Annotated in this window: 24 protein-coding genes and 1 tRNA gene; 6 read left to right on the forward strand and 19 right to left on the reverse strand. The window is 69.4% G+C overall.

Annotated elements, in window-relative coordinates:
- The 8 genes from D6682_02580 to D6682_02615 form a co-directional block, all read right to left on the reverse strand.
- Positions 1–187: Ppx/GppA family phosphatase (locus tag D6682_02580; GenBank protein RMH52053.1), on the reverse strand; the 187-nt coding region annotated here is incomplete at its 3' end.
- 405 nt (positions 188–592) lie between these two features.
- Positions 593–1,120 carry a gamma carbonic anhydrase family protein gene (locus D6682_02585; protein ID RMH52090.1) on the reverse strand — a complete coding sequence of 176 codons (528 nt, stop codon included), beginning with the start codon at positions 1,118–1,120 and terminating at the stop codon, positions 593–595.
- 253 nt (positions 1,121–1,373) lie between these two features.
- A complete protein-coding gene (locus D6682_02590) occupies positions 1,374–2,039 on the reverse strand; it encodes a hypothetical protein (GenBank protein RMH52054.1) in 666 nt (221 codons plus the stop codon).
- A gap of 23 nt (positions 2,040–2,062) precedes the next feature.
- Positions 2,063–3,100 (reverse strand): N-acetyl-gamma-glutamyl-phosphate reductase, encoded by a 1,038-nt coding sequence (locus tag D6682_02595; protein RMH52055.1) that lies wholly within the window; start codon positions 3,098–3,100, stop codon positions 2,063–2,065.
- A 153-nt stretch (positions 3,101–3,253) separates the two neighbouring features.
- Positions 3,254–4,024 carry a 4-hydroxy-tetrahydrodipicolinate reductase gene (locus tag D6682_02600; protein RMH52091.1) on the reverse strand — a complete coding sequence of 257 codons (771 nt, stop codon included), beginning with the start codon at positions 4,022–4,024 and terminating at the stop codon, positions 3,254–3,256.
- A gap of 41 nt (positions 4,025–4,065) precedes the next feature.
- Positions 4,066–5,208 (reverse strand): molecular chaperone DnaJ, encoded by a 1,143-nt coding sequence (dnaJ, locus tag D6682_02605; protein ID RMH52056.1) that lies wholly within the window; start codon positions 5,206–5,208, stop codon positions 4,066–4,068.
- A 159-nt stretch (positions 5,209–5,367) separates the two neighbouring features.
- Positions 5,368–7,314 (reverse strand): molecular chaperone DnaK, encoded by a 1,947-nt coding sequence (dnaK, locus tag D6682_02610; GenBank protein ID RMH52057.1) that lies wholly within the window; start codon positions 7,312–7,314, stop codon positions 5,368–5,370.
- A 73-nt stretch (positions 7,315–7,387) separates the two neighbouring features.
- Positions 7,388–8,236: a nucleotide exchange factor GrpE gene (locus tag D6682_02615; GenBank protein ID RMH52092.1), complete on the reverse strand. Its 849-nt coding sequence runs from the start codon at positions 8,234–8,236 to the stop codon at positions 7,388–7,390.
- Here D6682_02615 and D6682_02620 point away from each other — a divergent pair.
- The 4 genes from D6682_02620 to recN are packed head-to-tail and all read left to right on the forward strand — an operon-like array spanning position 8,096 to position 14,475.
- A complete protein-coding gene (locus tag D6682_02620; protein ID RMH52058.1) occupies positions 8,096–11,614 on the forward strand; it encodes a response regulator in 3,519 nt (1,172 codons plus the stop codon). The two genes, D6682_02615 and D6682_02620, sit on opposite strands and share 141 nt — an antisense overlap.
- A 7-nt stretch (positions 11,615–11,621) precedes the next feature.
- Positions 11,622–11,909: a hypothetical protein gene (locus D6682_02625; protein ID RMH52059.1), complete on the forward strand. Its 288-nt coding sequence runs from the start codon at positions 11,622–11,624 to the stop codon at positions 11,907–11,909.
- A 17-nt stretch (positions 11,910–11,926) separates the two neighbouring features.
- Complete coding sequence (locus D6682_02630; protein RMH52060.1) at positions 11,927–12,802, forward strand: hypothetical protein; 876 nt, start codon at positions 11,927–11,929, stop codon at positions 12,800–12,802.
- The gene (gene recN / locus D6682_02635; protein ID RMH52061.1) at positions 12,799–14,475 is read left to right on the forward strand and encodes a DNA repair protein RecN; all 1,677 of its coding nucleotides are present in this window, start codon (positions 12,799–12,801) and stop codon (positions 14,473–14,475) included. The genes D6682_02630 and recN overlap by 4 nt, the downstream gene beginning before the upstream one ends.
- Before the next feature lie 21 nt (positions 14,476–14,496).
- On the opposite strand, the gene D6682_02640 is transcribed toward recN, so the two are convergent.
- The 3 genes from D6682_02640 to D6682_02650 all read right to left on the reverse strand — a co-directional run bounded on the left by D6682_02640 (position 14,497) and on the right by D6682_02650 (position 18,221).
- Positions 14,497–15,558 carry a threonine synthase gene (locus tag D6682_02640; protein RMH52062.1) on the reverse strand — a complete coding sequence of 354 codons (1,062 nt, stop codon included), beginning with the start codon at positions 15,556–15,558 and terminating at the stop codon, positions 14,497–14,499.
- A gap of 2 nt (positions 15,559–15,560) precedes the next feature.
- The gene (locus tag D6682_02645) at positions 15,561–16,883 is read right to left on the reverse strand and encodes a homoserine dehydrogenase (protein RMH52063.1); all 1,323 of its coding nucleotides are present in this window, start codon (positions 16,881–16,883) and stop codon (positions 15,561–15,563) included.
- 159 nt (positions 16,884–17,042) lie between these two features.
- Positions 17,043–18,221 carry an alanine transaminase gene (locus D6682_02650; protein ID RMH52093.1) on the reverse strand — a complete coding sequence of 393 codons (1,179 nt, stop codon included), beginning with the start codon at positions 18,219–18,221 and terminating at the stop codon, positions 17,043–17,045.
- Between the two features lie 194 nt (positions 18,222–18,415).
- Between D6682_02650 and D6682_02655 the strand changes: the two genes are divergently transcribed.
- On the forward strand, positions 18,416–19,270 hold the full coding sequence (locus D6682_02655; GenBank protein ID RMH52064.1) for an HDOD domain-containing protein: 855 nt from the start codon (positions 18,416–18,418) through the stop codon (positions 19,268–19,270).
- A 4-nt stretch (positions 19,271–19,274) separates the two neighbouring features.
- On the opposite strand, the gene trpC is transcribed toward D6682_02655, so the two are convergent.
- Genes trpC through trpE form a run of 4 tightly spaced genes read right to left on the reverse strand, consistent with a single transcriptional unit; the run spans position 19,275 to position 23,155 of the window.
- A complete protein-coding gene (gene trpC, locus D6682_02660) occupies positions 19,275–20,087 on the reverse strand; it encodes an indole-3-glycerol phosphate synthase TrpC (protein ID RMH52065.1) in 813 nt (270 codons plus the stop codon).
- Positions 20,084–21,133, reverse strand: a complete 1,050-nt coding sequence (gene trpD / locus D6682_02665) for an anthranilate phosphoribosyltransferase (GenBank protein RMH52066.1) — start codon at positions 21,131–21,133, stop codon at positions 20,084–20,086. The genes trpC and trpD overlap by 4 nt, the downstream gene beginning before the upstream one ends.
- On the reverse strand, positions 21,123–21,770 hold the full coding sequence (locus D6682_02670) for an aminodeoxychorismate/anthranilate synthase component II (GenBank protein ID RMH52067.1): 648 nt from the start codon (positions 21,768–21,770) through the stop codon (positions 21,123–21,125). The genes trpD and D6682_02670 overlap by 11 nt, the downstream gene beginning before the upstream one ends.
- Positions 21,767–23,155, reverse strand: coding sequence for an anthranilate synthase component I (gene trpE, locus D6682_02675; protein ID RMH52068.1), 1,389 nt, complete (start codon positions 23,153–23,155; stop codon positions 21,767–21,769). The genes D6682_02670 and trpE overlap by 4 nt, the downstream gene beginning before the upstream one ends.
- A 77-nt stretch (positions 23,156–23,232) precedes the next feature.
- Between trpE and D6682_02680 the strand changes: the two genes are divergently transcribed.
- Positions 23,233–23,308: transfer RNA gene (locus D6682_02680), tRNA-Ala, on the forward strand.
- Between the two features lie 231 nt (positions 23,309–23,539).
- Here the strand turns inward: D6682_02680 and D6682_02685 are convergent.
- The 4 genes from D6682_02685 to D6682_02700 form a co-directional block, all read right to left on the reverse strand.
- A complete protein-coding gene (locus D6682_02685; GenBank protein ID RMH52069.1) occupies positions 23,540–23,839 on the reverse strand; it encodes an RnfH family protein in 300 nt (99 codons plus the stop codon).
- Positions 23,836–24,276 (reverse strand): type II toxin-antitoxin system RatA family toxin, encoded by a 441-nt coding sequence (locus D6682_02690; protein RMH52070.1) that lies wholly within the window; start codon positions 24,274–24,276, stop codon positions 23,836–23,838. Before D6682_02690 ends, D6682_02685 begins: the two co-directional genes overlap by 4 nt.
- A 66-nt stretch (positions 24,277–24,342) precedes the next feature.
- Complete coding sequence (locus D6682_02695) at positions 24,343–25,728, reverse strand: ribosome biogenesis GTPase Der (GenBank protein ID RMH52071.1); 1,386 nt, start codon at positions 25,726–25,728, stop codon at positions 24,343–24,345.
- A gap of 6 nt (positions 25,729–25,734) precedes the next feature.
- Positions 25,735–26,898: a hypothetical protein gene (locus D6682_02700; protein RMH52072.1), complete on the reverse strand. Its 1,164-nt coding sequence runs from the start codon at positions 26,896–26,898 to the stop codon at positions 25,735–25,737.
- Positions 26,899–26,920 lie beyond the last annotated feature (22 nt).

A 26,920-nucleotide genomic window follows, 5' to 3' on the forward strand; every position in this document is an offset into this window, starting at 1 on the left:
GTTCGACCAGCCGGATCACCCCCAGCGGCAGGCTGATCACATCGACCATCCGCCCGTCGACCACCCGGATGAACTCGGTGCTGGCGCCGCCGATGTCGACCAGCACCATGCGCTCAGCCACCTCCGGCTCCAGCGCACAGCGGGCGCCGGCCAGCGCCAGACGAGCCTCCTCCTGCCCGGTCAACACCCGCAGGGTGATGCCGCACTCCTTTTGTACCATGCGACAGAAGGCCCGGCCGTTGGTCGACTGGCGCACCGCCGCCGTGGCAACGGCGGCGATGCGCTCCGGAGCAACCCCCAGTTCCTGGCAGCGCGCAGCCATGCCATGAAGTACCGAGCAGGCCCGTGCCATGCCCGCTTCGCTCAGGCGGCCGTGCTCGGCCACACCCTCGCCCAGCCGGGCGACGGCGTGCCGGTAGTGGAGCTTGTGCCACGGCGGCCGGCGCCCCTCATCGGGGCGGGCGACCAGCAGCCGGATGGTATTGGAGCCGAGATCGATCGCCGCATGCGGTCGTGGCGCCCCTGCGCCCGACACCCCGGTCACGATCCCCGCACCCGACGCCCGGCAGTGGGGTTGGCGGAGGCGCAACCATCACCCATCGATCCCCTCCAGACTGCGGGCGTGTCGACGCGCCGCCTCGATGTAGTGCTCCGCCGAGCGGCGCAGAAAGGCCCGTTCCTCGTCGGTCAACGGCCGCCGCTCCCTTGCGGGCGCCCCGGCGTAGAGCCAGCCGCCGCGCAGCCGCTTCCCCTCGGTGACCAGGGCCCCCGCGGCCACCAGGCAGCCCGGCTCGACCACCGCCCGGTCCATGATCACCGCCCCCATGCCGATCAGCGCGCCGTCGCCGATGGTGCAGCCGTGCAGGATCACCCGATGGCCGACGGTGACGTCGTCGCCGACGATGCAGGGGGTCACCCCCTGCGAGGTGTGGAGGATGCAGTGGTCCTGGATGTTGCTGCGCGCGCCGACGACGATCTCCTCGAGATCACCGCGCAGCACCGCCTGATACCAGATCGAGCTGTCACGGCCGATGGTCACCCTCCCGATGATCTCGGCCGAAGGGGCGAGAAAGGCAGGCGCATCGAGCGCCGGTCGATGGTCTTCCCAGGCAACGATCATGATCAAACCGCAAAACGTCCCTCCATGGATAACGGCTTCGCAAGAAGCCGGCAGCCGCGGCCACGGATGGCCGCGCAAAACGCGAGCTTGCGCATGCAAGCTACTGTTTTGTAAGGCGATCGAAAACCGCGCTTTTCGATCGCTATCGAGCAAAAAGTCCATGGAGGGACTTTTTGCGATGGAATCATGGATGCCTTGGCTTCCCGGCAATCGAAGCGCGCGGTCGTCCATGGCCGCGTTTCGAACGACGTCATCACGGTTGCCACGCCCCGTCGTCGGCCCGTTCCGACCCCACCCCGACGGAGGAGGCGAAGCGGTAGCGGGCGATCACCTCGCCGTCACGGTCGAGCAACAGCGCCTCCAGACGAGCGGGCGGACGCAGATCCGGCCACTCCACCCGCGCACGGACGAAGGCGTGGCTCTCCAGATCGATGGCCAGGGTCCGCTCGTAGCCATCCCCATCGGGCAGCGACAGCGGCAACGGCTCCGCCTCCCGCCCGTCGGCGATCAACTGCAGCCAGGTGTGGAGGAGCCCGCGGTGGTTGCCGCCGCGCACCAGGGTGATCTCCATGTGCCAACTCCCCCGGGGATCGAGCCGCATCCTGCCGTCGATCAGATGGACCCACCCGCTTTTGCGCAGCTGCAGGATCCGTTCCAGCCGGGCGAGACGGGCCGCGCGCTGCTCCAGCCGGCGATCGCGCTCGGCCACCATCCCAGCCAACGCATCGGCCCGCGCCTGCGCCAACCGCAGCGCGGCGCGCAGGTGGCGCAACCGCCGCTGCACATCGGGATCGGGATGCGCCGCAGGCGCCCGCACCTCCGTCCGCTCCGGGCCAATCCATGCGGCAGGCGCCACCAGGAGGAAGAGCAACAGCGTGATCCACCAGGCGCGCAGCTCCGGCCGGCCGGCGTCGGCCAAAAGCCGCGACCGCAGCCGATCGGCTAGGGCCAGAGCGCCTCCCGGCTCAGTCCGCACCCCTCCTCCAACCCGAACATCAGGTTGGCGTTCTGCACCGCCTGACCCGCCGCCCCCTTGAGCAGATTGTCGATGCAGGAGACCACCACACCGTACTCCTTCTCCTGCACCGCCACCCCGATGTCGCAGCGGTTGCTGCCGCGGACCGCGGCACTGCCGGGCAGCTCCCCCGGCGGCAACACGCGCACGAAGGGGTCGTCGCGGTAGCGCTCGGCAAGGATCCCGTGCCAGCGCTCCGCATCACCGCGTAGATGGAGCGTGGAGAGCATCCCACGGTTCATCGGGACAAGATGGGGGGTGAAACGGATGCGGCAGGCGGCCGGCCCGGCGAAGGCGCGCGCCTGCTCCTCCATCTCCCACTGATGGCGGTGGCGCGGCAGGCCGTAGGCGGCCACCGATTCGTTCACCTCGCAGAAAAGACTCCCCTGTTTCACGGCCCGCCCCGCACCCGAGAGCCCCGACTTGGCATCCACGACGACACCATCGCGATCCACCGCATCCGCCAGCAGCAGCGGCAGCAGCGGCAGCAACACCGAGGTGGGGTAGCATCCGGGGTTGGCCACCAGATCGGCGCCGGCGATCGACTGCCGGTTCCATTCGCTCAGACCGTAGACTGCGCTGCGCAGCAACTCCGGCTCGCTGTGGGCGATGCCGTAGGCCTCGCGGTAGGCGGAGAGGTCCTGGTGGCGGAAATCGGCGCTCAGGTCGACCACCCGGATCCCCCGCCGCACCAGATCGGCCACCACCGGCGCGGCGGTGGCGTGGGGCAGGGCGGTGAAGGCCAGCCGCACGCCGTCCGGCGGCGGCGCGGAACCGTCGGCCAGCACCATCCCGGCATCACGCGCCCCCAGGGAGGGGAGCACCGACCCGAGGCATGCACCGGCCATCCGCCCGGCGGCGGCGTGGCGGAGTTCGAAGAGGGGATGGGCGGCGACGAGCCGGATCAGCTCGGCGCCGGTGTAGCCGCTGGCACCGAAGACGGCGACGCCGACGGCGTCAGTCATGATGAGATCGCAAAAAGTCCGTCCGTGGATTTTTTGCTTGACGGCAGTCGAAGAGCGCGGTCTTTGGTTGCCTTACAAATCCTTCGCTTGCAGAAGCAAGCTGCGGATTTGCGCGGTCGTCCTGACCGCGACTGCCGACTTCCCGCGAAATCGTCAATCATCGGTAAAGCCGAGCATGTCGGCCATGGAGTACCAGCCGGGCGGCCGGCCGCGCAACCAGTGGGCTGCGCGCAGCGCCCCCTTGGCGAAGACCATGCGGTCGCGCGCCACATGGCGGATTTCCACCTCTTCCTCGTCGCTGACGAAGCGGACGCTGTGTTCGCCGACGATGCCGCCGGCCCGCACCACGGCGAAACCGATCGCGCCGGGAGGGCGCGTGCCGCAAGCACCGTGACGGGTGAAGACCCCATAGCCGTCGAGCGCCACGCCGCGACCATCGGCCACCGCCCGACCCAGGGCCAGCGCGGTCCCGCTGGGTGCATCGACCTTGTGACGATGGTGCGCCTCGACGATCTCGGCGTCATACTCCGCATCGAGCAGCGCCGCCGTACGTCGCACCAACTGCAACGCCAGGTTGACCCCGACCGAGAAGTTGGGCGCCATCAACACCGGCACCCCGGCGAGCCGCGCGCGCAGCGCCTCGAGCGCGGCCGGCTCGAAACCGGTGGTTCCGATGACCATCGCGGAACCGGCATCGGCGGCGACCGCGGCGTGAGCCAGCGTCGCCTGCGGCGCGGTGAAGTCGATCACCACATCGAAGCCGGAGGAGGGGTCGAGCTCCGGCCGCAGCGCCACCCCGCAGGCATCCCGACCGATCAGCGTGCCGGCATCCGCGCCGAGGCACGGGCTTCCCGGCCGCTCTCCGGCCGCGACCAGCAGCGCCGCATCATCGCCCAGCACCGCGCGCACCACCATCCGCCCCATCCGCCCTGCGGCTCCGGCGACCGCGACCCGCAGCGGTGACGTCACTTGATCTCCCCGGCCAGGTCGTCCCAGAACGCCTTGACCTTGTCGAGGAAGGAGGAGCGCTCGGGATAGATCTCATCACCGGCCGACTCGGCGAACTCGCGCAACAACCGCTGCTGGTGCGGCGTGAGCTTGCGCGGCACCGCGATCTGCACCCGGACGTAGAGATCCCCCCGCTGCCCGTGGTTGCGCACATCGGGCACGCCGTGGCCGCGCAGGCGGAACACCTTCCCCCCCTCGGTGCCCGGCGGGATCTTGATCCGCACCTTGCCGTTCAGGGTCGGCGCCTCCACCTCGGCACCCATCGCCGCCTGCGGGAAGGTGATCGGCATGGTGCAGTGCAGGTCGGCCCCTTCGCGGGTGAAGATCGGATGCGGCTTGAGCGAGACCACGATGTAGAGATCGCCCGGCGGTGCGCCGTGCATCCCCCCCTCGCCCTCACCGGCGACCCGCACCTGTGCACCGTCGTAGACACCGGCGGGGATCTTCACCTTGAGCCTCTTGGTCACCCGGCGCCGCCCGCTGCCGCCGCAGGTGATGCAGGGCGACTCGATCCGCTTGCCCGAGCCGTGACAACTGGGGCAGGTGCGGCGCACGGCGAAGAAGCCCTGCTGCATCTGCACCTGACCGTGGCCGCCGCAGGTCTTGCACGGCACCGGGCGGGAGCCGGGCCGTGCACCGCTGCCTTGGCAGGTGTCGCACTGGACCTGGCGCGGGATCTCCAGCTCCACCTCGCGGCCGTTGGCCGCCTCCTCCAGCGTGAGCTGCAGGTTGTAGCGCAGATCGGCGCCACGGCCGCTGCGCTGGCCGCCGCCGAAGCCGAAGATGTCGCTGAAGACGTCGCCGAAGAGGTCGCCGAAGTCGCGGAAGGCGTGCGAATCCTGAAAGCCACCGCCCCACATGTTCTGCATCTGCTCATCGACGCCGGCATGGCCGTACTGATCGTAACGCGCCCGCTTGTCGGGATCGGAAAGCACCTCGTAAGCCTCGGTGATCTCGCGGAACCTCTCCGCCGCGTTGCGATCATCGGGGTTGCGGTCGGGGTGGTACTTCATGGCCAGCTTGCGGTAGGCGCGTTTGATGGCGTTCTCGTCCGCGTTGCGATCCACACCCAGAACGTCGTAGTAGTCCCGTTTGCTCACCTGTGATCCGCTCCTTGTCGACGGCTTCGCGGGAAGCCGGCATCTGCGGCCGGGGCGGCCGCAAAAGGAAACAAGCGGTGGTGGATCGTCACCGACCCACCACCGCTTGGTCGCCCCCCGTACAGGGGGCGGACGCCCGCCGAGCGGGCGGAAGTCGGGCTACTTCTTGTCGTCGACCACCTCGGCGTCGACCACCTCCGCCTCGGCCGCGCCCGAGTCGGCCGCGCCCGAGTCGGCCGCGCCGGCGGCGGATGATGCATCGGCGGAGGCGGCGGCGCCACCGGAGGCGGCCTGCTCCTGCTGCATCTTCTTGTAGACCGCCTCGCCCAGCTTCTGCGACTTCGCGGCCAGATCCTGCTCGGCGGAGCGGATCGCCTCGACGTCGCCCTCCTCGACCACCTTCTTCAGCTTCTCGAGCGCCTCCTCGATCTGCTTGCGGGTATCGGCGTCGACGGCGTCGCCGTTCTCCTTGAGCGCCTTCTCGGTCGAGTAGATCAGCGCATCGGCGCGGTTCTTGGCCTCGACCCGCTCCTTGAGCTTGCGATCCTCCTCGGCATGCTCCTCGGCCTCGCGCTTCATGCGCTCGATCTCCTCCTCGGAGAGGCCGGAGCCCGCCTCGATGCGGATCGACGCCTCCTTGCCGGTCCCCTTGTCCTTTGCGTGGACATGGATGATGCCGTTGGCGTCGATGTCGAAGGTCACCTCGATCTGCGGCACCCCCCTCGGGGCGGGCGGGATCCCCTCGAGGTTGAACACCCCGAGCAGCTTGTTGGCGGAGAACATCTCACGCTCACCCTGCGCCACCTTGATGGTCACCGCCGTCTGATTGTCGGCCGCCGTGGTGTAGACCTGGCTCTTCTTGGTCGGGATGGTGGTGTTTTTCTCGATGATGCGGTTGAACAGCCCACCCTCGACCTCGATGCCGAGCGACAGCGGCGTCACGTCGAGCAGCAGCACATCCTTGACGTCACCGGTGAGCACCCCGCCCTGGATGGCGGCGCCGATGGCCACAACCTCGTCGGGATTGACCCCCTTGTGCGGCTCCTTGCCGAAGAACTCGGCCACCTTCTTCTGCACCAGCGGCATCCGCGTCTGGCCGCCGACCAGCACCACCTCGTCGATGTCGCTGGTGGTGATGCCGGCATCCTTGAGCGCCGCACGGCACGGTCCGAGCGAGCGCTCGACCAGATCGGCGGTCAGGCTCTCGAACTTGGCCCGGCTCACCTTGATCAGCAGGTGCTTCGGCCCCGACTGGTCGGCGGTGATGAACGGCAGGTTGACCTCGGTCTCCATGCTCGATGAGAGCTCGATTTTGGCCTTCTCCGCCGCCTCCTTGAGCCGCTGCAGGGCCAGCTTGTCGTTCATCAGATCGATGCCCTGCTCCTTCTTGAACTCCTCGGCCAGATACTTGAGCAGCGCCTGGTCGAAATCCTCACCGCCGAGGAAGGTGTCGCCGTTGGTCGCCTTGACCTCGAAGACACCGTCGCCGATCTCCAGGATGGAGACGTCGAAGGTGCCGCCGCCGAGGTCGTAGACGGCGATCATCTTGTTGTGGTCGGTCTTGTCGAGGCCGTAGGCCAGCGATGCGGCGGTCGGCTCGTTGACGATGCGCAGCACGTTGAGCCCGGCGATGGCGCCGGCGTCCTTGGTCGCCTGACGCTGGGCGTCGTTGAAATAGGCCGGCACGGTGATCACCGCATCCTTCACCTCTTCGCCCAGGTAGTCCTCGGCGGTCTTCTTCATCTTCTGCAGCACGATGGCCGAGATCTCCTGCGGGCTCATCTTCTTGCCGTTGTGCTCCACCCAGGCGTCGCCGTTGTCCGCCTTGACCACCGGGTAGGGGACCAGCTCGCGGTGGTGGCGCGCCTCCTCCGAGTCGTACTTGCGCCCGATCAGCCGCTTGACGGCGTAGAAGGTGTTCTTCGGGTTGGTCACCATCTGCCGCTTGGCCGGCGCGCCGACCAGCCGCTCCTTGTCGGTGAAGGCGACCACCGAAGGAGTGGTGTTGTCGCCCTCGGAGTTGGCGATCACCTTGGCGTGGTCGCCATCCATGATCGCCACGCACGAGTTGGTGGTTCCCAGGTCGATTCCGATTACTTTGGCCATGTCGTCTCCTCTCCTGATGATGGGGATTTCGCCTTCGCGTCCCCTCCCCTTGTGGGGGCGGCGGGCATGTTTTTCAACCGCCGTCGCTGCCGGCGGACACCAGCACCTTGGCCGGGCGGATCAACCGCCCGTGCAGGGTGTAGCCGGCGACATGCTGGGCGACCACCGTTCCCTCCGGCGCGTCGTCGGGTACTTGGGAGAGCGCCTCGTGGCGGTGGGCGTCGAACGGCTCGCCCACGGCGTCGAACCGCTCCAGACCGAAGCGCTCCATCACCTTGTGCCAGCCATCCAGCGTCAGCCGGATTCCGTCGCGCAGCGCCTGCTCCTGCCCCTCCTCCACCGCCAGCGCCCGCTCGAGGTTGTCCACCACGTCGAGCAGGGCGACGGCGAAGCGCTCGATGGCGAACTTGCGGGCGTCGGTCACCTCCCGCGCGGTCCGCTTGCGCAGGTTGTCCATCTCGGCGTGGGCGCGCAGCAGCTTGTCCTGCAGCTCGTCCAGCCGCTGCTGAAGCTCCTCCGGGCCGGGCTGCTGCTCCCGATCTCCGGCCTCTCCGGCGTCGGTCTGCCGCTCCTCCTGTGCGCCCGCATCGCGCTCGTCGGGGGTGGGCTGCTGCTCTTGCCGCCGCTTCGTTCTTCTCGTTCCCGCCTGATCGTGCTGCTCTCCGGCCACTGCCCGATTCCTCCTTGATTCGACGACTTGGCGATACACCGGCCGCCATGCCCCCCACCGGGGAGCGATGTTCGCGCTGCTTCTGGCGAAGCCGACATCCGCGGTGCCGGCATGCCGCGCAAGAGCGAGGCTTGCACATGCAACCGACGGAGAATGCGGTCTTCGATTCCCGTCGAGCAAAAAGCCCACGGAGGGACTTTTTGCGATGGGATCATCAATGATCCTCCTCTGTGGGGGTCGGCCACCGCACATTCAACCCCACCCGACGGCCTGCCCCGCCCCGCCTTGCAATGGCGCCGGAAGCTGCGACGATTCTGCACGATGAGACCGACCACGCTCCCGACGGCCCTGCTGGCGGCCCTCCTGCTGCTCTCCGGCTGGCCGTCGGCGGGCCGTGCCGGGGAGCCGCCCACCTGGCGCGTGGCGGTGGACGCTGAATACGCTCCCTACGAGTTCCGCAACGCCGACGGCGACATCGACGGGCTGCTGCCGGCGTTGCTGCGCGCCATCGGCCGAAGGGCCGGCGTTCGCTTCACCTTCCGGGCCATGCCGTGGCCGGAGGCGGTGGCCGCCCTCGACAGCGGCGCGGTCGACCTGCTGAGCATGATCCGCACCCCCGAGCGCGAGGAGCGCTACCTCTTCTCCGATCCGCACAGCGTCATCGAGCAGGCGATCTTCCGCAACGCGCGCCACCGAGGCATCCACGATCTCGCCTCGATCGCCGGCAGCGTCGTCGCCCTGCAGCGTCACGACATCGCCGTCGAGAAGTTGAAGGGTCGGCGGGATTTCAAACGGGTCCTGGTCGGGAGCAAAGAGGAGGGCTTCACCCTGCTCGACGGCGGTCGGGTCGCCGCCTTTTTCGCCGCCGAGCAGCCGGGGCTCTACTTCCTGCGCCGGCACAAGCTGCCCCATGTTGAGCTGGCCGCCGTCGCCCTCTGGCCGCAGCCCTACTGCTTCGCCACCCGCAAGAGCAACCCGCAGCTGATCGCACTGCTCAACGACGGCCTGCGCCAACTCAAGCAGGAGGGGGTCTACGACCGGCTGGCCCATCGCTGGCTGGTCAAGCCGCCCGGCTGGCTGGAGCAGCACCGCGCGCTGGTGATCACAACCCTCATCCTGCTCGCGTTGCTGGCGCTGCTCTTCTGGCTGAGCAACCACCGGCTGCAACTACAGGTGCGCGCCCGCACCCGCGAGATCGAAGCGCAGCACCAGCGCTACCGGTTGCTGTTCGCCTCCAACCACGACGCCGTCATGCTGCTCGACAAGCACGGGTTCATCGAGTGCAACCCGGCGACGCTGGAGCTCTTCGGCTGCCGCGACGAATCGGAGTTCCTCGACAAGCATCCCGCCGAGCTCTCACCGCCGACCCAGCCCGACGGCAGCGACTCGCGCACCCTGGCCGACCGCCGCATCGCCGAGGCGCTCGAGCGGGGCACCCTGCGGTTCGAATGGGTCCATCGCCGCCTCGACGACCGGCGCGACTTCATCGCCGAGGTGACCCTGAGCGCCATGCCCGATGAGACCGGCGCCCTGCTGCAGGCCACCGTGCGCGACATCAGCGAGCTGGCCCACTCCCGTCGGTTGCGTGCGCTGCGCCAGCAGTTGACGGAGCTGCTGCTGCAGCCGCACGAGGCGCTCGGCCCGCTGATGGAGCAGTTCGTCCTACGCATCGAGCAATCCCTGCCGCAGGCCATCTGCTCGCTGCTGCTGGTCGACCGTGCGGGGCGGCTGCACCACTGTGCCGCCCCCAATCTGCCACAGGAATACTGCGCGGCGATCGACGGCACCGCCATCGGCCCGCGCGCCGGCTCCTACGGCACCGCCGCCTACTACGCCCAGCGCGTCGTGGTCGGCGACATCGCCAACGATCCGCTGTGGCAGGAGTACCGGGAGCTGGCCGCCCGTTTTGCGCTCGCCGCCTGCTGGTCGCAGCCGATCTTCGACGACCACTTCCGCGTCATCGGCACCTTTGCCATCTACTACCGCAAGCCGCACGAACCGCAGAAGTTCGAACTCGACGTGATTGAGATGGCCGCCGAACTGGCCGGGCTGGCCATCGTCAACCAGCGTGCCGCCATCGAGCGACGGCGCGCTTTCTCCATCATCGAGACCAGCTCCGACTTCATCGGCATGGCCGATGCCGATGGGCGGGCGCTCTACGTCAATCCGGCCGGCCGCGCGCTGCTCGGCATCGCGCCGGATGCCGATGTTTCGACCATGCAGCTGGCCGACTTCCATCCGCCGGACGACCTGCGACGGCTGCAGCAGGAGGGCTTGCCCCGGCTGATCGCCGGCGGGGAGTACCAGACCGAGATCCGCTTCCTCCACCGAAACGGAACGGAGATCCCGACGATGGCGGCCTTCGGGGTGCAGAAGCGGTCCGACGGCAGCGTGGAGAGCTTCTCGGTCATCGCCCGCGACATTCGAGCGGAGCAGCAGCGCCGGCAGCAGCTCGAACACACCCAGCGGCTGGAGTCGCTCGGTGTGCTCGCCGGCGGGATCGCCCACGACTTCAACAACATCCTCACCGCAATCATGGGCAACGCGGCCATCGCCGAAGCGCGGCTGACTGAAGCCCCGGACGAGGCGCGGGAGGTGCTGCACAAGATCGTCGCCTCGGGCGAGAAGGCGGCCGCCCTCTGCCGCCAAATGCTGGCCTACTCCGGCAAGGGAAGGTTTGTCATCGAGCCGCTCGATCTATCGCAACTGGTGCGGGAGATCACCGGGCTGATCGAGGTGTCGCTGCCCAAATCGGTGGTGCTCAAGCTGCAACTGGCCGACGACCTTCCCCTGGTGGCGGCCGACTCGGCACAGATCCAGCAGGTGGTCATGAACCTGGTGATCAACGGCGCCGAGGCGATCGGCACGGAGAACAGCGGCATCATCTCGGTGGAGACCGGGGTGGAGGAGCTCGACGCAGATGCGCTGGCGAAGATGGTGGAGGGAGCGCGGCTGCAGCCGGGGTGCTATGTCTTCCTCGAGGTGGCCGACACCGGCTGCGGCATGGACGAGGAGACGCAAGAGCGGATCTTCGAGCCCTTCTTCACCACCAAGTTCACCGGCCGCGGGCTGGGGATGAGCGCGGTGCTCGGCATCGTGCGCGGCCACCACGGAGCGCTCAGGGTACACAGCGAGCTCGGCCGGGGCACCACCTTCCGGATGGTGCTGCCGGCGACGGAGGAGACGCCCTCCGCCGACAAGGCGGCGACCGGGGCGCAGAAGGAGGCGGCCTGGCGCGGCGGCGGCACGGTGCTGGTGGTCGACGACGAGGAGAGCATCCGCGAGGCGGCGGCGATGATGCTGGAGGATGCCGGCTTTCGTACCATCACCGCCGCCGACGGCGAGGAGGGGGTGGCGCAGTTCCGACGCCACCGCGAAGCAATCGATCTGGTGCTGCTCGACATGACCATGCCGCGCATGGATGGTCGGGCCTGCTGCGACGCGATCCGCGCCATCGACCCGCAGGCGGCGATCCTGCTCTCCAGCGGCTACAGCGAAGAGGAGGCAACGCGCCTCTTCGCCGATCGCACCATCTCCGGCTTCGTGCAGAAGCCCTACACCCCACAGCGTCTGGTCGCGGCGGTGCGCCGCCTCATGGGCACCCGTGGAAACGGTGCAAACGATGGGTGAGGGCGCCATGGGGGAGCACGGCATGAGGCCACGCTGGCGCCCCGGCAGGCGCGATGTCGCCTTCCTCGCCGTGGTCGGCGCCGTGATCACCGCCCTGGTGGTGGGCAGCGGGGAACGCACCACCAAGGCGGTGCCGGACGACGCCACCCACCGGGTGGTCACCGACCATGCCGCCTGTCTGGCCTGTCACGGCAAGGGGAGCGCCCGGCCGCAGCCGCCGGGCCACACCAGGGCGGTGCAGTGCTTCCAGTGCCACGCCCAACCGGCGCACTGGATCGGCGGCAGCAAGCGATGATGGCTGGGGAAGCGCGTATGGGAGGAGTCACCCCGCAGCAGATCGGCATCGCCTGCAACCCCTTCGATCCGCGTGCCGCCGAGCTGGGGGCCGAGCTGATCGAGTGGCTGCGCACCCGCGGTGTCACCCCCCTGATCGACGCCTCCAGTTGCCCGCACGGCGATCGCGGACGGGCGATGGAGATGGGCGAGATCGCCCGGCATGCACAACTGATGATCGTCATCGGCGGCGACGGCACGCTGCTGCACGCCGCCCGCTTCTTCCTCGGCAGCGACACGCCGCTGCTGGCCGTCAACCTGGGCCGGCTGGGCTTCCTCACCGACACGCCGGCGGGCAACATGCGCGATGTGGTGGCCCAGGCGATGGAGGGCGCACTCGAGCGCCGACGCCACTTCTCCCTGCAGGCGCGGTGCCTCCACCGAGGGTCGCCGGTGGTCGAGGCCTGCGCGATCAACGACGTGGTGATCCAGCGCAGCGCCAACCCGCGCATGGTCACCTTCTCGATGACCATCCGCGACCAGTTCGTCTTCCGCATGCGGGCCGACGGCCTGATCCTGGCCACGCCGCTCGGCTCCACCGCCTACGCCCTCTCCGCCGGCGGGCCGATCGTCCACCCGGAGATCGAGGCGATCAGCGTGGTGCCGATCTGCCCGCACACCCTCTCCAATCGGCCGATCGTGGTGCCGGCCGACGCCCGCATCGAAGTGACGGTGGACGACGCTCCGGCGGCGCTCTCCCTCGACGGCACCCAACAGCGGGAGCTCGACGACGGCGATACCATCCTGCTGCGCCGCGGCCCGGGCTTCATCCTGCTGCACCAGCCGCAACGCCACTACTTCGAGGTACTGCGTAACAAGCTGCACTGGGCGGGGCAGGCCGAACCGAACGCATGATCCGCGAGCTGCAGATCCGCCAATTCGCCCTGATCGACCGGCTCGAACTCCACTTCGAGGCGGGAACCACCGCCCTGACCGGCGAGACCGGCGCCGGCAAGTCGATCGTCGTCGATGCGCTGGGGGCCCTGTTCGGCGCCCGCGCCCGCAGCGGCTGGGTGCGCCACGGCGCCCGACGGGCCGAGGTGGCCGCCACGCTCGAGCCGGGCGACGACACCCCGGCCCGCCGTTGGCTGGAGGCGGAGCAGCTCGACGACGACGGACCGCTGCTGCTGCGCCGGACGATCGGCGCCGACGGCCGTTCACGCGCCTGGATCAACGGGGTGGCGGTACCGCTCAGACAACTGCAGCAGCTGGGCGCGTTGCTGCTCGACCTGCACGGCCAACACGAGCATCAGGCGCTGCTGCGCGCCGACTACCAACGGCTGCTGATCGACGGGGCCGTCGATCCGGCGATCACCGACGCCGCACGAGAGGCGTGGCGGACGCTGAAGCAGGCCACGGCCGCGCTGGAGGCGTTCGACGCACGTCAGCGGCAGCGCGAGACGCAGGCCGACTGGATGGCCGAACAGCTACAGCGGCTGGAGACGTTGCAGCCGGAGCCGGGCGTCATCGAGCGGTTGACCGCCGAGATCGAGACCCTGCGCCACGCCGGCGCCATCCGGGCAAGCGCGGCGGCGGCCATCGCCCGGCTCGAGGGTGAGGAACCACCTGGGGCGCGCAGCGGGATCACCGCCGCCCGCGCTGCGTTGATTCCGGAGCAGGAACGCCACCCCGCCCTGGCCGAGGCGCTGACGCTGCTCGAACAGGTCGAACCGCTGATCGACGAGGCGGTGCGCGCGCTGCGCCCGGCGCTGGAGGTGGAGGGGGACGACGCCCGGCTCGACGCACTCGAGGCAAGGATCTGCGGCTTGCAGGAGGCGATGCGCCGGCACGGCTGCGACGCGGAGGGGCTCTGCACCTTGATGGCGCAGTGGCGTGACGAACTGCAGGCGCAACAGACCGCGGAGTGGGACCGGCAACGGCTGGAGGCCGCCAGGGCCGAGGCCGATGCACGGTGGCGCCGGTCCGCCGACGCACTCCACGCGGCACGCTGCGCGCAGGCCGAACGGCTCTGTGCCGCGCTGCGCCCGCTGCTCGATCGGCTGGGGCTGGAGGCGCTGCACATCCGGGTGGAGGTGGAGGCCGACCCGGATGGGGGCGGTCCGGCCGGTTGCGACCGCATCCGCTGGCTGGCGGCGAGCAACACCGGCGAGCCGTTCCGACCGCTGGCCGAGGTCGCCTCGGGCGGCGAGCTCTCCCGCATCGTGCTGGCGCTCAAGGGGTGCGGCGCGCTGCGCAATCCGGCGGCGATCGCCGTCTTCGACGAGGTCGATGTCGGCATCGGCGGCGAGACGGCGTGGTGCGTCGGCGGGCTGCTCGCCGCCATGGGCCGCGATCAGCAGCTCTTCGTCGTCTCCCACCTCCCGCAGGTGGCCGCCTGCGCCGATCGACAGATCCACATCGCCAAGGAGCAGCGTGAGGGGCGCACCGTCATCCGTGTCCGGCCGCTCGATGACGAGGACCGAGTGGGGGAGATCGCCCGCATGCTGGGCGACGGCACCGCCAGGCTCAGCCGCGAACAGGCGCGCGCCATGCTGGAGCGGGGGGCGCAGGCCCGCGCCCGTCGCTGAAGCAGGGAATCCGCCGGCAGACTAGCCTGCGTCGAGCACCCGGCGCACCGCATCCTCGGTGGCGTCGATGGTCACCGGCTGCGGTACGTTGCGCATCGCCGTCTCCGGATCCTTCAGCCCGTGGCCGGTCAGGGTGCAGACGATGGCGTCACCGGGCCGGAAGAGCCCGGCCCTGTTGCGCTTGATCACCCCGGCGACCGAGGCGGCGCTGGCCGGCTCGCAGAAGACCCCTTCCAGGCTGGCCAGCATGTTGTAGGCCTCGAGGATCTCCTCGTCGGTCACCGCCTCGATCGCCCCGCCCGACTCGTCGCGCGCCGCCTCCGCCTGCCGCCACGACGCCGGATTGCCGATGCGGATGGCGGTGGCCACCGTCTCCGGGTTCTTCACCGGCGCACCGCGGACGATGGGGGCGGCGCCCGCCGCCTGGAAGCCGAGCATCTTCGGCAGCCGGTCGGTGACCCCCCGCGCACGATACTCCTTGTAGCCCATCCAGTAGGCGGTGATGTTGCCGGCGTTGCCCACCGGCAGCGCGTGATAATCGGGGACGAAGCCGAGCTCGTCGACCACCTCGAAGGCGGCGGTCTTCTGCCCCTGGATGCGGTAGGGGTTGACCGAGTTGACCAAGGTGATGGCGCCGTCTTCGGAGATGGCGCGCACGATCTCCAGCGCCTGGTCGAAGTTGCCGCGGATCTGGATCACCCGCGCGCCGTAGCGCATCCCCTGCGACAGCTTGCCCAGCGCGATCTTGCCGTCGGGGATGAGCACGAAGGCCTGCATGCCGCAGTTGGCGGCGTAGGCGGCGGCCGAGGCGCTGGTGTTGCCGGTCGAGGCGCAGATCAGCTTGCGGCTGCCGGCGTTGTAGGCCTGGGTCACCGCCATGGTCATGCCGCGATCCTTGAACGATCCGGTCGGGTTGAGCCCCTCGTACTTGAGGAAGATGCGCAGCTCGGGGTTGATGGCGTTTCTCAGGTTGTGCGACTCGTGCAGCGGCGTGTTGCCCTCGTAGAGGGTGATGATGGTGTCGTCGGGCTCCACCGGAAGCAGCGCACGGTAGCGTGCGATGACGCCTTGATAGTGGGACATGGTCAGGCTCCGAAACGCTCGATGCGCAGGGTCATCGCCTCGCCGGCGACACACTCAAGCGCCTCGATCCGTCGGATGGCGGCGTTGAGGTTGCCTTCGCGGATGCGGTGGGTGCGCAGCACCACCGGCACCGCCTCGGTGGCGTGGCGCGCCTTCTGGATCACCGCCTCCAGGCTGATGTCGTGCTCGGCCAGGATCCGGCTCACCGCCGCGATCACCCCGGGGCGGTCGGCGACCATCAGCCGCAGGTAGTACTCGCTCTCGATCTCCTCCATCGGCACGGTGGCCAGCGTGCGCCGCTGATCGGCGATAAAGCCCATCGGCGGGGGTAGATGGGCGATGCCGTCGGGCATGGCGCGGGCGATGTCGAGGATGTCGGCCACCACCGCGCTGGCCGTCGGCCGCTCTCCGGCACCGCGACCATAGTACATGGTGTGCTCGACGAAGTCGCCGGAGATCATCACCGCGTTATAGGAGTCGGCCACCTGCGCGATCTGGGCGTCGAGCGGCACCAGCGTGGGATGGACCCGCATCTCCACCGCATCGCCGTGCGGACGGGCGATGCCGAGCAGCTTGATGCGGAAGCCGAGCTCGCGCGCCGAGGCGATGTCCTCGGGGGTGATGCGCGAGATGCCGCTGGTGTAGACCTCGTCGAAGCGGATGGTGCAGCCGTAGGCCATCGCCGCCAGAATGGCCAGCTTGTGGGCGGTATCCACCCCCTCGACATCGAAGGTGGGATCGGCCTCGGCGTAGCCCAGCCGCTGGGCGTCGCGCAGCACCTGATCGTAGGGGGCCCCTTCGTTCTCCATCCGGGTGAGGATGTAGTTGCAGGTACCGTTGAGGATGCCGAAGATGGCGGTGATGTTGTTGGCGGCCAGCCCCTCGCGCAGCGCCTTGAGGCAGGGGATGCCGCCGCCGACCGCCGCCTCGAAGCCGATGGCCGTGCCCTGTTCGGCGGCCAGCGCGAAGAGCTCCTCGCCGTGTTTGGCGATCAGCGCCTTGTTGGCGGTCACCACATGCTTACCGTGCCGGATCGCCTCGACGACGAAGCTGCGCGCCGGCTCGTAGCCGCCGATCAACTCGACCACCAGATCGATCTTCGGCGCCCGCATCATCTCTTCGGCATCGTGGTAGAGTTGTACTCCAGTCAGATCGACGCCCAGATCGGCTTCCGGCTCGTGCACCAGCTTGCGGTCGCACACCGCGGCCAGCACCAGCTTCCTGCCTGTGCGCCGGGCCATGATCTCTTGCTGTTGCAACAGGATGCGGGCCACACCGGTGCCGATGGTGCCCAGCCCCAGCAGGCCCACACGAATTTCGTTCATGATGAAATCGCGAAAAGTCCGTCCATGGACTTTTTGCTTGGGCGGCGATCGAAGAACGCGGTCTTCGATCGCCTTACAAATCCGTCGGTAGCATGGGCAACCTCCGGATTTGCGCGACCGTCCTGGCCGCGGATGCCGGCCTCTTGCGAAGCCGTCATTTCAGGATGCCCCATGTAAAAATTTTCGGATGCCGCGCAGCGCCTGGCGGATGCGGTGTTCGTTCTCGATCAGGGCGATGCGCACGAACTGGTCGCCGTAGTCACCGAAGCCGATGCCGGGGCTGACCGCCACACCCCCCTCGGTCAGCAGCCGTTTGGAGAACTCCAGCGATCCCATCGGCTTGAAGGCGTCGGGGATCTCCGCCCAGATGAACATGCTCGCCTTCGGCTTCTCCGCCATCCACCCCATCTTGTGCAGCCCCTCGATCATCACGTCGCGTCGGGCGCGGTAGGTGTCACGGATCCGGGCCACACACTCCTGCGGGCCGTTGAGCGCGGCGCAGGCGGCGATCTGCAGCGGCTGGAATGTGCCGTAATCGAGGTACGACTTGATCCTGGCCAGCGCGGCGACGATCTCGCTGTTGCCCACCATGAAGCCGATGCGCCAGCCCGGCATGTTGTAGCTCTTGGAGAGGGAGTAGAACTCCACCGCCAGATCGCGCGCCCCCGGCACCTGCAGGATCGAGGGACACCGATAGCCGTCGAAGCAGATCTCGGCGTAGGCGATGTCGGAGATGACGATCAGGTGGTTCTCGCGGGCGAAGTCGACCACCTTGACGTAGAAGTCGAGATCGACGGTCTGCGCGGTTGGGTTGGAAGGGAAGTTGACGATCAGGACCTTCGGCCGAGGCCAGGAGTCGCGCACCGCCTTTTGCACCTCTTCGAAATAGTCGCGTCCCGGCCCCATCGGCACATGGCGGATGTCGGCGCCGGCGATGATGAAGCCGTAGGGGTGGATCGGATAGGCGGGGTTGGGCGCCAGCACCAGATCGCCGGGGGAGGTGATCGCCACCGCCAGATGGGCCAGCCCCTCCTTGGAGCCGATGGTGACGATCGCCTCACGCTCCGGATCGATATCGACGTCGAAGCGGCGCTTGTACCAGGCGCAGATCGCCCGCCGCAGCCCGGCAATGCCGCGCGAGACCGAATAGCGGTGGTTGCGCCCGTCCCGCGCCGCCTCGCACAGCTTGTCGACGATGTGCTGCGGCGTCGGCTGGTCGGGATTGCCCATGCCCAGATCGATGATGTCGGCACCGGCGTGGCGCAGCTCCATCTTGAGCTGGTTGACCACGGCGAAGATGTAGGGGGGGAGCCGTTTGATCTTCTCGAACTCTCGCAACTGCACCTCGTGGACGGCTTCGCGGGAAGCCGGCATTCGCGGCCGAGCCGGCGGGACGCCGGCATCGTAGCGTCTCCGCGCCGCCTCGCAAAAGGCGGACCGCCGCCGACTCGCCTCCCGCCCCGCCTTCGCCTTCCCTTGCGATGCGCCGCGGCTAGCGTTGGGCGCCATCCGGCCTCCGGAACGCCGCCACCATCATCCCCACCTTCCGAAGGAGCCCGACCATCGACCGGAACGAGGCCATCGCCAGGCTGCGGGTCATCCAGGACATCCCGACCCTGCCCGACTGCTTCCTGCGCATCCAGCAGGTGCTGCGCCATCCCGACAGCGACAGCGCCGATCTGGCCGATGTCATCCGCACCGACCAGGCGACCAGCGCCATGGTGCTCAAGCAGGCCAACTCGCCCGCTTTCAGCGGTGGCACGCGCACCATCGCCTCGATTCAGGAGGCGGTCACCAGGCTGGGGATGAACGAGGTGGCGGAGATCGCCATGATCATCTCGCTGGTGCAGGGCTTCCCGCTGCCCGCCACCGCCGGCAAGGTGCGGCGGTTCTGGACCCACGCCTTCCTGGTCGGCTCCATCGCCGAGGAGATCGGCCGGCGGATCCCCGAAGGGGAGAGGCTCGACCGACAGCAGCTCTTCACCGCCGGACTGCTGCACGACATCGGCCGCGCCGTCCTCGGCCTACGCATCGATCCCGACTACTTCAACCGCCCCACGGGCGTGCTGGACGACGACGAGAAGACGCTGGAGCTGGAGCTGGCCAACTACGGCATCGACCACGCCGAGGCCGGCGCCATCCTGATGGAGCTGTGGGGCTTTCCCCAGATCCTGATCGACATCGTGCTGCACTACCACCGCCCCTACGGCGAGTGCCACCTGCTGCCGGCGGCGATCATCCACCTGGCCAACGACATCGCCCGCACCGAGGGGCGGCGCATCGCCACGATCGAGGATGCGGCCGTCGCACTGCGGGAGGGGAGACTCTATCGGGATCTGGACGAACGGATCGCGGAGATGCTGCAGCGGCTCGGCGAAGGCGATTGAGCGCTCAGGAACCGCCGTCCGCGTCCGCTCCTTCACCGAGCAGCGCCGCAAGGGCCCTGCCCGGATCGGCCTGACGCATCAGCGACTCCCCCACCAGAAAACAGTGTACGCCGAGCCGCTCCATGCGGCGGCGGTCGGCCGCGGAGTGGATGCCCGATTCGGTCACCACCGTCCGCCCGGCGGGCAGCCGCGGCAGCAGCCGTTCGGTGACGGCGAGATCGGTGGCGAAGGTGTGCAGATTGCGGTTGTTGATGCCGACAAGCGTCGTCTCCAGCAGCAGCGCCCGTTCCAGCTCCGCCTCGTCGTGCACCTCGGGCAGGATGGTCAGCCCCATCTCGCGCGCCGCCGCGGCGATCTCGGCGATCGGCCCGTCGTCGAGCATCGCCATGATGATCAGGATGGCATCGGCGCCGAGCGCGCGCGCCTCGACCACCTGGTAGGGATCGACGATGAACTCCTTGCGCAGGATGGGCAGCGCCACCCGCTCGCGGATGGCGCGCAGGTGGTCGTCGCTGCCCTGGAAGTAGCGCTGGTCGGTCAGCACCGACAGGCAGGCCGCGCCCGCTTCCTGATAGCGTTCGGCGATCCAGACCGGATCGAAATCGGCCCGGATCACCCCCCGGGATGGGCTGGCCTTCTTTACCTCGGCGATCACCGCCGTTTTCCCGGCCCCGGCCCGCTGGACCAGTGCGGCGCGGAAGTCGCACGGGGTGTAGCCCTCCGCCCGGCGCAGCAGCTCCGCCTCGCCGAGCCGCTGCTTGCAGGCGCGGAGATGGCTGCGCTTGTAGCCGGCGATCTCCTGCAGGATGCTGCTCATGCGCCGGCCGCCTCGTTGCTGAAGGCGACCAGCCGGGCCAGCTGCGCTTGCGCCCGGCCGTCGTCGATCGCCGCCGCCGCCTGTGCGATCCCGTCGGCGATCCCCTCGGCGCGAGTGCAGACCCACAGGGCGGCGCCGGCGTTGAGCAGCACGATCTCCCGCGCCGGCCCCCTCTCGCCGGCAAGGATGCGTTCGATCAGCGCGGCGTTGGCGGTGGCATCCCCGCCCCGGAGCGCCGCCGGCGCCGCCCGCGCCACACCGAAGGCGGCCGGATCGATCTCGAAGGGGCGAAGCTGCCCCTCCTCGACCAGCACGGCGTCGGTCACGTCGGTGGTGGTGATCTCGTCCAGCCCGTCGCGGCCGTGGACCACCAGCGCGCGCCGCACGCCGAGCCGGGCTAACGCCTGCGCCATCAGCTCCAGCCGGTCGGCGCCGTAGACGCCGACCACCTGAAACTCCGCCCGCGCCGGGTTGGTCAGCGGCCCGAGCAGGTTGAAGATGGTGCGCACCCCCAGTTCGCGGCGGGGGCCGGCGGCGTGCTTCATCGCCGGATGGTGGCCGGGGGCGAACATGAAGCCGATGCCGGTCTCGTCGATGCAGCGCGCCACCTGCTCCGGGGTCAACGCCAGATCGACCCCCAACGCCTCGAGCACATCGGCGCTGCCCGAGCGGGAGGAGATGGCGCGGTTGCCGTGCTTGGCCACCGGCTGGCCGCAGGCGGCGACCACCAGCGCCACGGCGGTGGAGATGTTGAAGGTGCCTGCGCCGTCCCCGCCGGTGCCGCAGGTATCGAGCAGGCCGCGCCGCTTCGGTCGGACCGGGCGGGAGGCGGCGCGCATGGCGCGGGCGGCGCCGGCGACCATCTCCGCCGTCTCACCGCGCAGCGCCAGCCCCATGAGCATGGCGCCGATCTGGGCCGGTGTCGCCGATCCGGCCATGATGGCGGCGACCGCCGCCTCGACCATGGCGCCGTCGATCTCCGCGCCGGCGTGCAGCGCGCGCAGCAGCCGTGCCACCGCCTCGGTGTGTGCTTCCCTATATTCCATCATCCCCCTCCATGCGCAGGAATGCGCGCAGCAACGCATGACCGTGCTCGCTCAGAATCGATTCCGGATGGAACTGCACCCCGACGGTGGGATGGTGGCGATGGCGCAGCCCCATCAGCTCCCCCTCCATCGTCCACGCCGTCCGCTCCAGCACCGGAGGCAGCGGCTCGGCGACGATCAGCGAGTGGTAGCGGGTGGCGGTGAAGGGGGAGGGAAGCCCGGCGAACAGACCTCGGCCGTCGTGGTGGATGGCGCTGGTCTTGCCGTGCATCAGCCGGGGGGCGGAGACCACCGATCCGCCGAAGCAGTGGGCGATCGCCTGATGGCCCAGACAGACACCGAGGATCGGCACCCGGCCGCTGAAGCGGCGGATCACCTCCAGCGAGACGCCGGCATCCTCCGGCCCGCCCGGACCGGGCGAGATGACGATGTGGCCGGGGGCCAGCGCCTCGACTTCCTCAGGCGTGATGCGGTCGTTGCGCCGGACCAGCGGCTCCTCGCCGAGTTCGCCGAAATACTGCACAAGATTGTAGGTGAAGGAGTCGTAGTTGTCGATCACCAGCAGCCGGCCCGGCCGGTCGGATGACGGGGCGACCTCCTCCCGCTCGTGGATCGCGGCTTCGTGTGCGGCGCTCATCGATTCCCTCCGGCCAGCGCCACCGCGCGGAACATCGCCGTCGCCTTGTTGACGCACTCCTGATGTTCCCGCGCCGGGTCGGAGTCGGCGACGATGCCGGCGCCGGCCTGCACCTGCACCCGCCCGTCGCGGATCACCGCGGTGCGGATGGCGATCGCCGTGTCCATGCGGCCGCCGCCGAAGGCGATATATCCGATGCAGCCGGCATAGGGGCCGCGCGCCTCCCCCTCCAGTTCGTCGATGATCTGCATCGCCCGCACCTTGGGCGCGCCGGAGACGGTGCCGGCGGGGAAGGTGGCGGCCAGCAGGTCGATGGCGTCCACCCCGTCGCGCAGCACCCCCTCGACCTGCGAGACGATGTGCATCACATGGGAGTAGCGCTCGATCACCATCGATTCGGTCACCTCTACGCTGCCGAAGCGGCAGACCCGGCCGAGGTCGTTGCGGCCGAGGTCGACCAGCATCACATGCTCGGCCCGCTCCTTGGCGTCGGCCAGCAGCTCGCGCGCCAGCGCGGCATCGGCATCGGCATCGGCGCCGCGCGGCCGGGTGCCGGCGATCGGCCGCACGATGGCCCGTCGCCCCTCCTTGCGCACCAGGATCTCCGGCGAAGAGCCGACCAGCACGGTGTCGTCGATGGCCAGGTAGAAGAGGTAGGGTGAGGGGTTGATGTGGCGCACCGCCCGGTAGATGGTCAGCGGATCCCCCTCAAGCGGCGCCGAGAAGCGCTGGGAGAGCACCACCTGGAAGATGTCGCCGGCGCGGATGTGGTCGCGCGCCTGCTGCACCATCGCCTCGAACGCCGCCCGGCTGCAGTGGGCCTGCGGCGCCACCGCTCCCTCCGCCGGGGCGAGGTCGAGCGGCGTGAGGCCGTGGGGCTGGGCCAGCCGCGCCTCGATGGCGTCGAGGATCGCCGCCGCAGCATCGTCCTGACCGGTGACGCAGAGGTGGAGCACGCCGCGCAGGTTGTCGACCACCACGAAGCGGTCGATCAACATGAACCCGGCCACCGCGCCGCAGGCGTCTCGCTGCGGCGCGCCCGGCTCGAAGCGGTGGACCACATCGTAGGAGAAGTAGCCGACCGCCCCGCCGCTGAAAGGCAGGTCGGTCTCGATCGCCGGCCGGTCGATCACCTGCGCGCGCAGCCAGCTCTCGATCGCCCCGGTGCGCTCCCGGCTGGAGCCGTCGCGATGGTGGATGTGCAGCCGGCCGTCGCGCTCCACCACCCGCTCGGCCGGATCGAAGCCGATGATGCTGTAGCGCCCCCAGCGCTCGCCCCCCTCGGCCGACTCGAACAGCACGCAGGCCCCCTCCGCGCGCAGGCGGGCGAAGAGGGTGAGCGCCGTCTCACAGTCGGCGGAGCGGGTGCGGCGGTGGAGCTTCAAGGGGTCCGGGAGCGGGCCGGCAGAAAGACGTTGACAGCGGCAGGCTGCAGCGGCGTAATTCGCCGCCTCCGCGACACGGGGCCATAGCTCAGCTGGGAGAGCGCTACAATGGCATTGTAGAGGTCGGCGGTTCGATCCCGCCTGGCTCCACCAAATCCTCCACTCCTCCCTCCCGGAACAGCCCCGCCGCGGCGCGGCGCGGCAGCCTCCTCCCGCAGGATCCCCCCCCTCTTCGGACTGATTTCTCCGTCGTGCGCGCACCGATCCATCGCGCCGAACCCTACGGTGTTCCCCCCGCGAGCACTACAGCCCCTCCGGCCCACATACACCGATGGCCGTTCCCCCTCTGCACGGATCACTCGACGGGAGCGGTCGTTCGCGCGGCTACCCCTTCCGCTGCTCCTTGCGCGCACGGATCCGGGCGCGCTTCTCCTCCACCGCCCGGGCGTCGCGCCGCCGCTGCAGCGGACGATAGATCTCCACCCGATCCCCGTCGCGGAGCTCCCGGCTCAAAGGGACCAGCCTGGCGAAGATGCCGACCTTGTTGTGTGTCAGATCGATCTCCGGACACTGCTCCATGATCCCGCTCTTCTCGATCGCCTCCTCCACCGTCGCCCCGGCCTCCAGCTCCACCTCGATGCGGTGCTGCCGGTGGGGCAGGGCGTAGATCACCTCGACCTTCACCGCGCGGACGCCTGAAGCTGCAACGCCCGCTGCTCGAAGGCGGCGACCATGGCGCGGCAGGCGGTGGAGAAGAGGGGGGCGGCGACCACGTCGAGCATCATGCTGCGGAAGGCGAACTGGATGGAGAAACGGACCCGGCAGCGGCTGTCGTCGACGGCGTCGAAGCTCCAGATGCTCTCGAGGAATCGGAACGGCCCCTCATGGAGGCGGATCTCGACCAGCTGCCCGGGAAGCAGACGGTCGACAGTGCTGAAGCGGTAGCGCATGCCGGCAAGCTCCGCCACCAGCTCGGCGGTGATGGTGTCCCGATCCCGGGCGAGAATCCGGGCATCGGCCACCCACGGCAGGAACTGCGGATAGGAGGGGATGTCGACGACCAGTGCATACATGGTCGATGCGCTGCAGGCGATGATGCGCTGTTCCTCGAAGCTGTGCATCGGACGGGCGCCGGCTTCAGCCCCGGCGGCGTGGAATGGCGATGCCGGCCTCCGGCGGAGCCGCCATCACCGTCGCTGCTCCACATAGGGGTTGGTGGTGGCGCTGAGAATGAAGCGGACCGGGACGCCGGGGAGCGCGAAATGGTCGCGGAAGCTCTGTTCGAGGAAGCGGAGGTAGCTCTCCTTGAGGGTCGCCGGGCGGTTGCAGAAGAGCTTCAGCGTCGGCGGGCGGGTTCCGACCTGGGTGATGTACTTCATGCGTACGACGCTGCCGCGGTCGCTCGGTGCATGCTGCTGACGCTGGACCATCTCCAGCCAGCGGTTGAGCGCGCCGGTCCCAGCCTCGAAGCGGTTGCGTTCCGCAGCGGCCACCGCCTCGGCCAGCAGGCGGTCGCACCCCGCCCCGGTGGCGGCGCTGATGCGCATACGCGGCACAGCCCCGCGTGCACCGCGCATGCGGAAATCGAGCCGATCGCTGTAGCGGCGCCACCCCTCCCGATCGAGCAGGTCGATCTTGTTGACCGCGACGACCAGGGCGCACCCCTGTGCCCGGGCCATCTGCATCAACCGCAGATCCTGTTCCGCCACCCCGGTCGATCCGTCGAGCAACAGCACCGCCGCATCGGCCCGCGCACAGGCCTGTTCCGCCTTGATGCGCGCCACCCATTCGACGGCGTCCCGCACACGCGCCCGCTTGCGCACCCCGGCGGTATCGACCAGACGGATCTTCCCCCCCTTCCACGGCAACATGTGGTCCACCGCATCGCGGGTGGTCCCGGCCACCGGGCTGACCACCATCCGCGCATGGCCGAGCCAGCGGTTGATCAGCGTCGATTTGCCCACGTTGGGGCGGCCGACGACCGTGATCGCCGCCGAAGCCTCCTCCTCGTGCACCTCATCGGCCGCCTCCTCCGAGGGCAAGACGGAGAGAGCGGCGGCGATCCGCTCCCGCAACCGCTCGATCCCCCGGCCATGGATGGCCGAGACGGGCAGGGGCTCGCCCAGCCCCAACGCATGGAACTCCCAACCTGCATCGCTCCGCTCCGCCTTGTTGACCACCAGCAACAGCCGAACGGCGGCGCTGCGCAGCCGCCCGGCGATCTCATGGTCGGCGGCACAAGGTCCGCTGCGCCCGTCGACCACGAAGAGCACCAGGTCGGCCACCTCCAGCGCCGCCTCCACCTGCCCTTCGATCGCCGACTGTATGATGTGCGCCGCATCCGGGCGGGCGTCCATTCGTCGGCCGAGGAGATGGTCGCCCCCCTCGCCGATACCGCCGGTATCGACCAGGAGCACGCTGCAGGTGGGGGTGATGCGGCAGCGGCTCTCGATGCGATCGACGGTCACCCCCGGTCGATCGCCCTCGATCGCCTTGCGTGATCCGGTGAGGCGGTTGAACAGGGTCGATTTGCCCACGTTGGGGCGGCCGACGATGGCGACGACACGCGCCATGGCGGGTCAGTGGATCAGGTAGAGGCCACCGCGGCTGGTGCGCACGATCAGCCCGCGCGGCGTCACCACCGGAGCGCGGTCGATCGAACCGGGAAAGGAGAGGAGGCCGCGGGGGTGGCCATCCATGTCGAAGCGGCGCAGCAGGCCGCGATCGTCGGCCACCCAGATCCATCCCTTCCACGGCGTGACCGAGGTCGGCTCGCCGACGCCAAGCTTACGCTTCCACAGAACCGCACCGCTCTGGATATCGACGGCGCGCAGCACGCCGCCGCTGTCGGCCAGGAACAGCCGCCCGCCGGCCAGACGCGGCGCGGCGCGCAGGGAGAGATCGCGGCTGGCGACCTGCTCGCCGGTGTCGCGGTTGAGGATCCTAAGGCTCCCCTGGTAGAGCGGGACCAACAGGGCGGGGGCGACGCGGTCGAGGCCGTAGTGCAGCCGGTCGAGCGCCAGCATGTCGGCGATCGGCGCCTTCATCTCGCTCAGCACGGCGGCATCGGCGTTGAGCAGCAGTTGCTTGCGCCACAACAGGTCGCCGTTCTCCCCCTTGAGGGCGATCAGATCGCCGGTGGTGAGCACGGCGAGCACACGCCGGGTCGGTGCGTAGACGACCAGCGGGTCCGGGGCGGCGTAGATGGAGACCCCGCCCGGGTAGCCGTCGAAGCTCCACACCTTCGTTCCCGTGCGGGAGAAGCGGTAGATGCGGTTGTCCATGGTCTGGACCAGGAAGCCGTCGTCGATGGGCACCGGCGATCCCAGCAACAGCGTGGAGAGGGAATAGCGCCAGCGGATCCGGCCCCCGTCCGGATCGACGCCGTACAGGGTGCCGGTGATGTCGCCGACCACCACCGTCCCGTCGGAGAGCTGAAGGGTGCCGGACTCGACCCCGTCGGAGAGGGCGATGCGGCGCAACTCCCGCCCGTCGTCGAGCGAGAGGATCCGCACGAAGCCGTCTTCACAGCCGAGAGCGACGGCGGCCGTACCGTCGTGCAGACGGATCAGGGCCGGCCGGCTATAGGCGGGGTTGCCCCCCAGGGGAAGGAAATCGACCTCCCGCCGCCAGACGATCTCCGGATCCTGGCGAGGGGGGAGCTCCACCCGGGCGGGCGTTCCCTCATCTCCGTGCGCCCAGAAACGCAACGCCCCGACGGCGGAGCATCCGGTGAACAACACCGCCCCGATGCATGACGAAAGC

The organism is Zetaproteobacteria bacterium, assembly GCA_003696765.1.
Lineage (GTDB): Bacteria > Pseudomonadota > Zetaproteobacteria > Mariprofundales > J009 > RFFX01.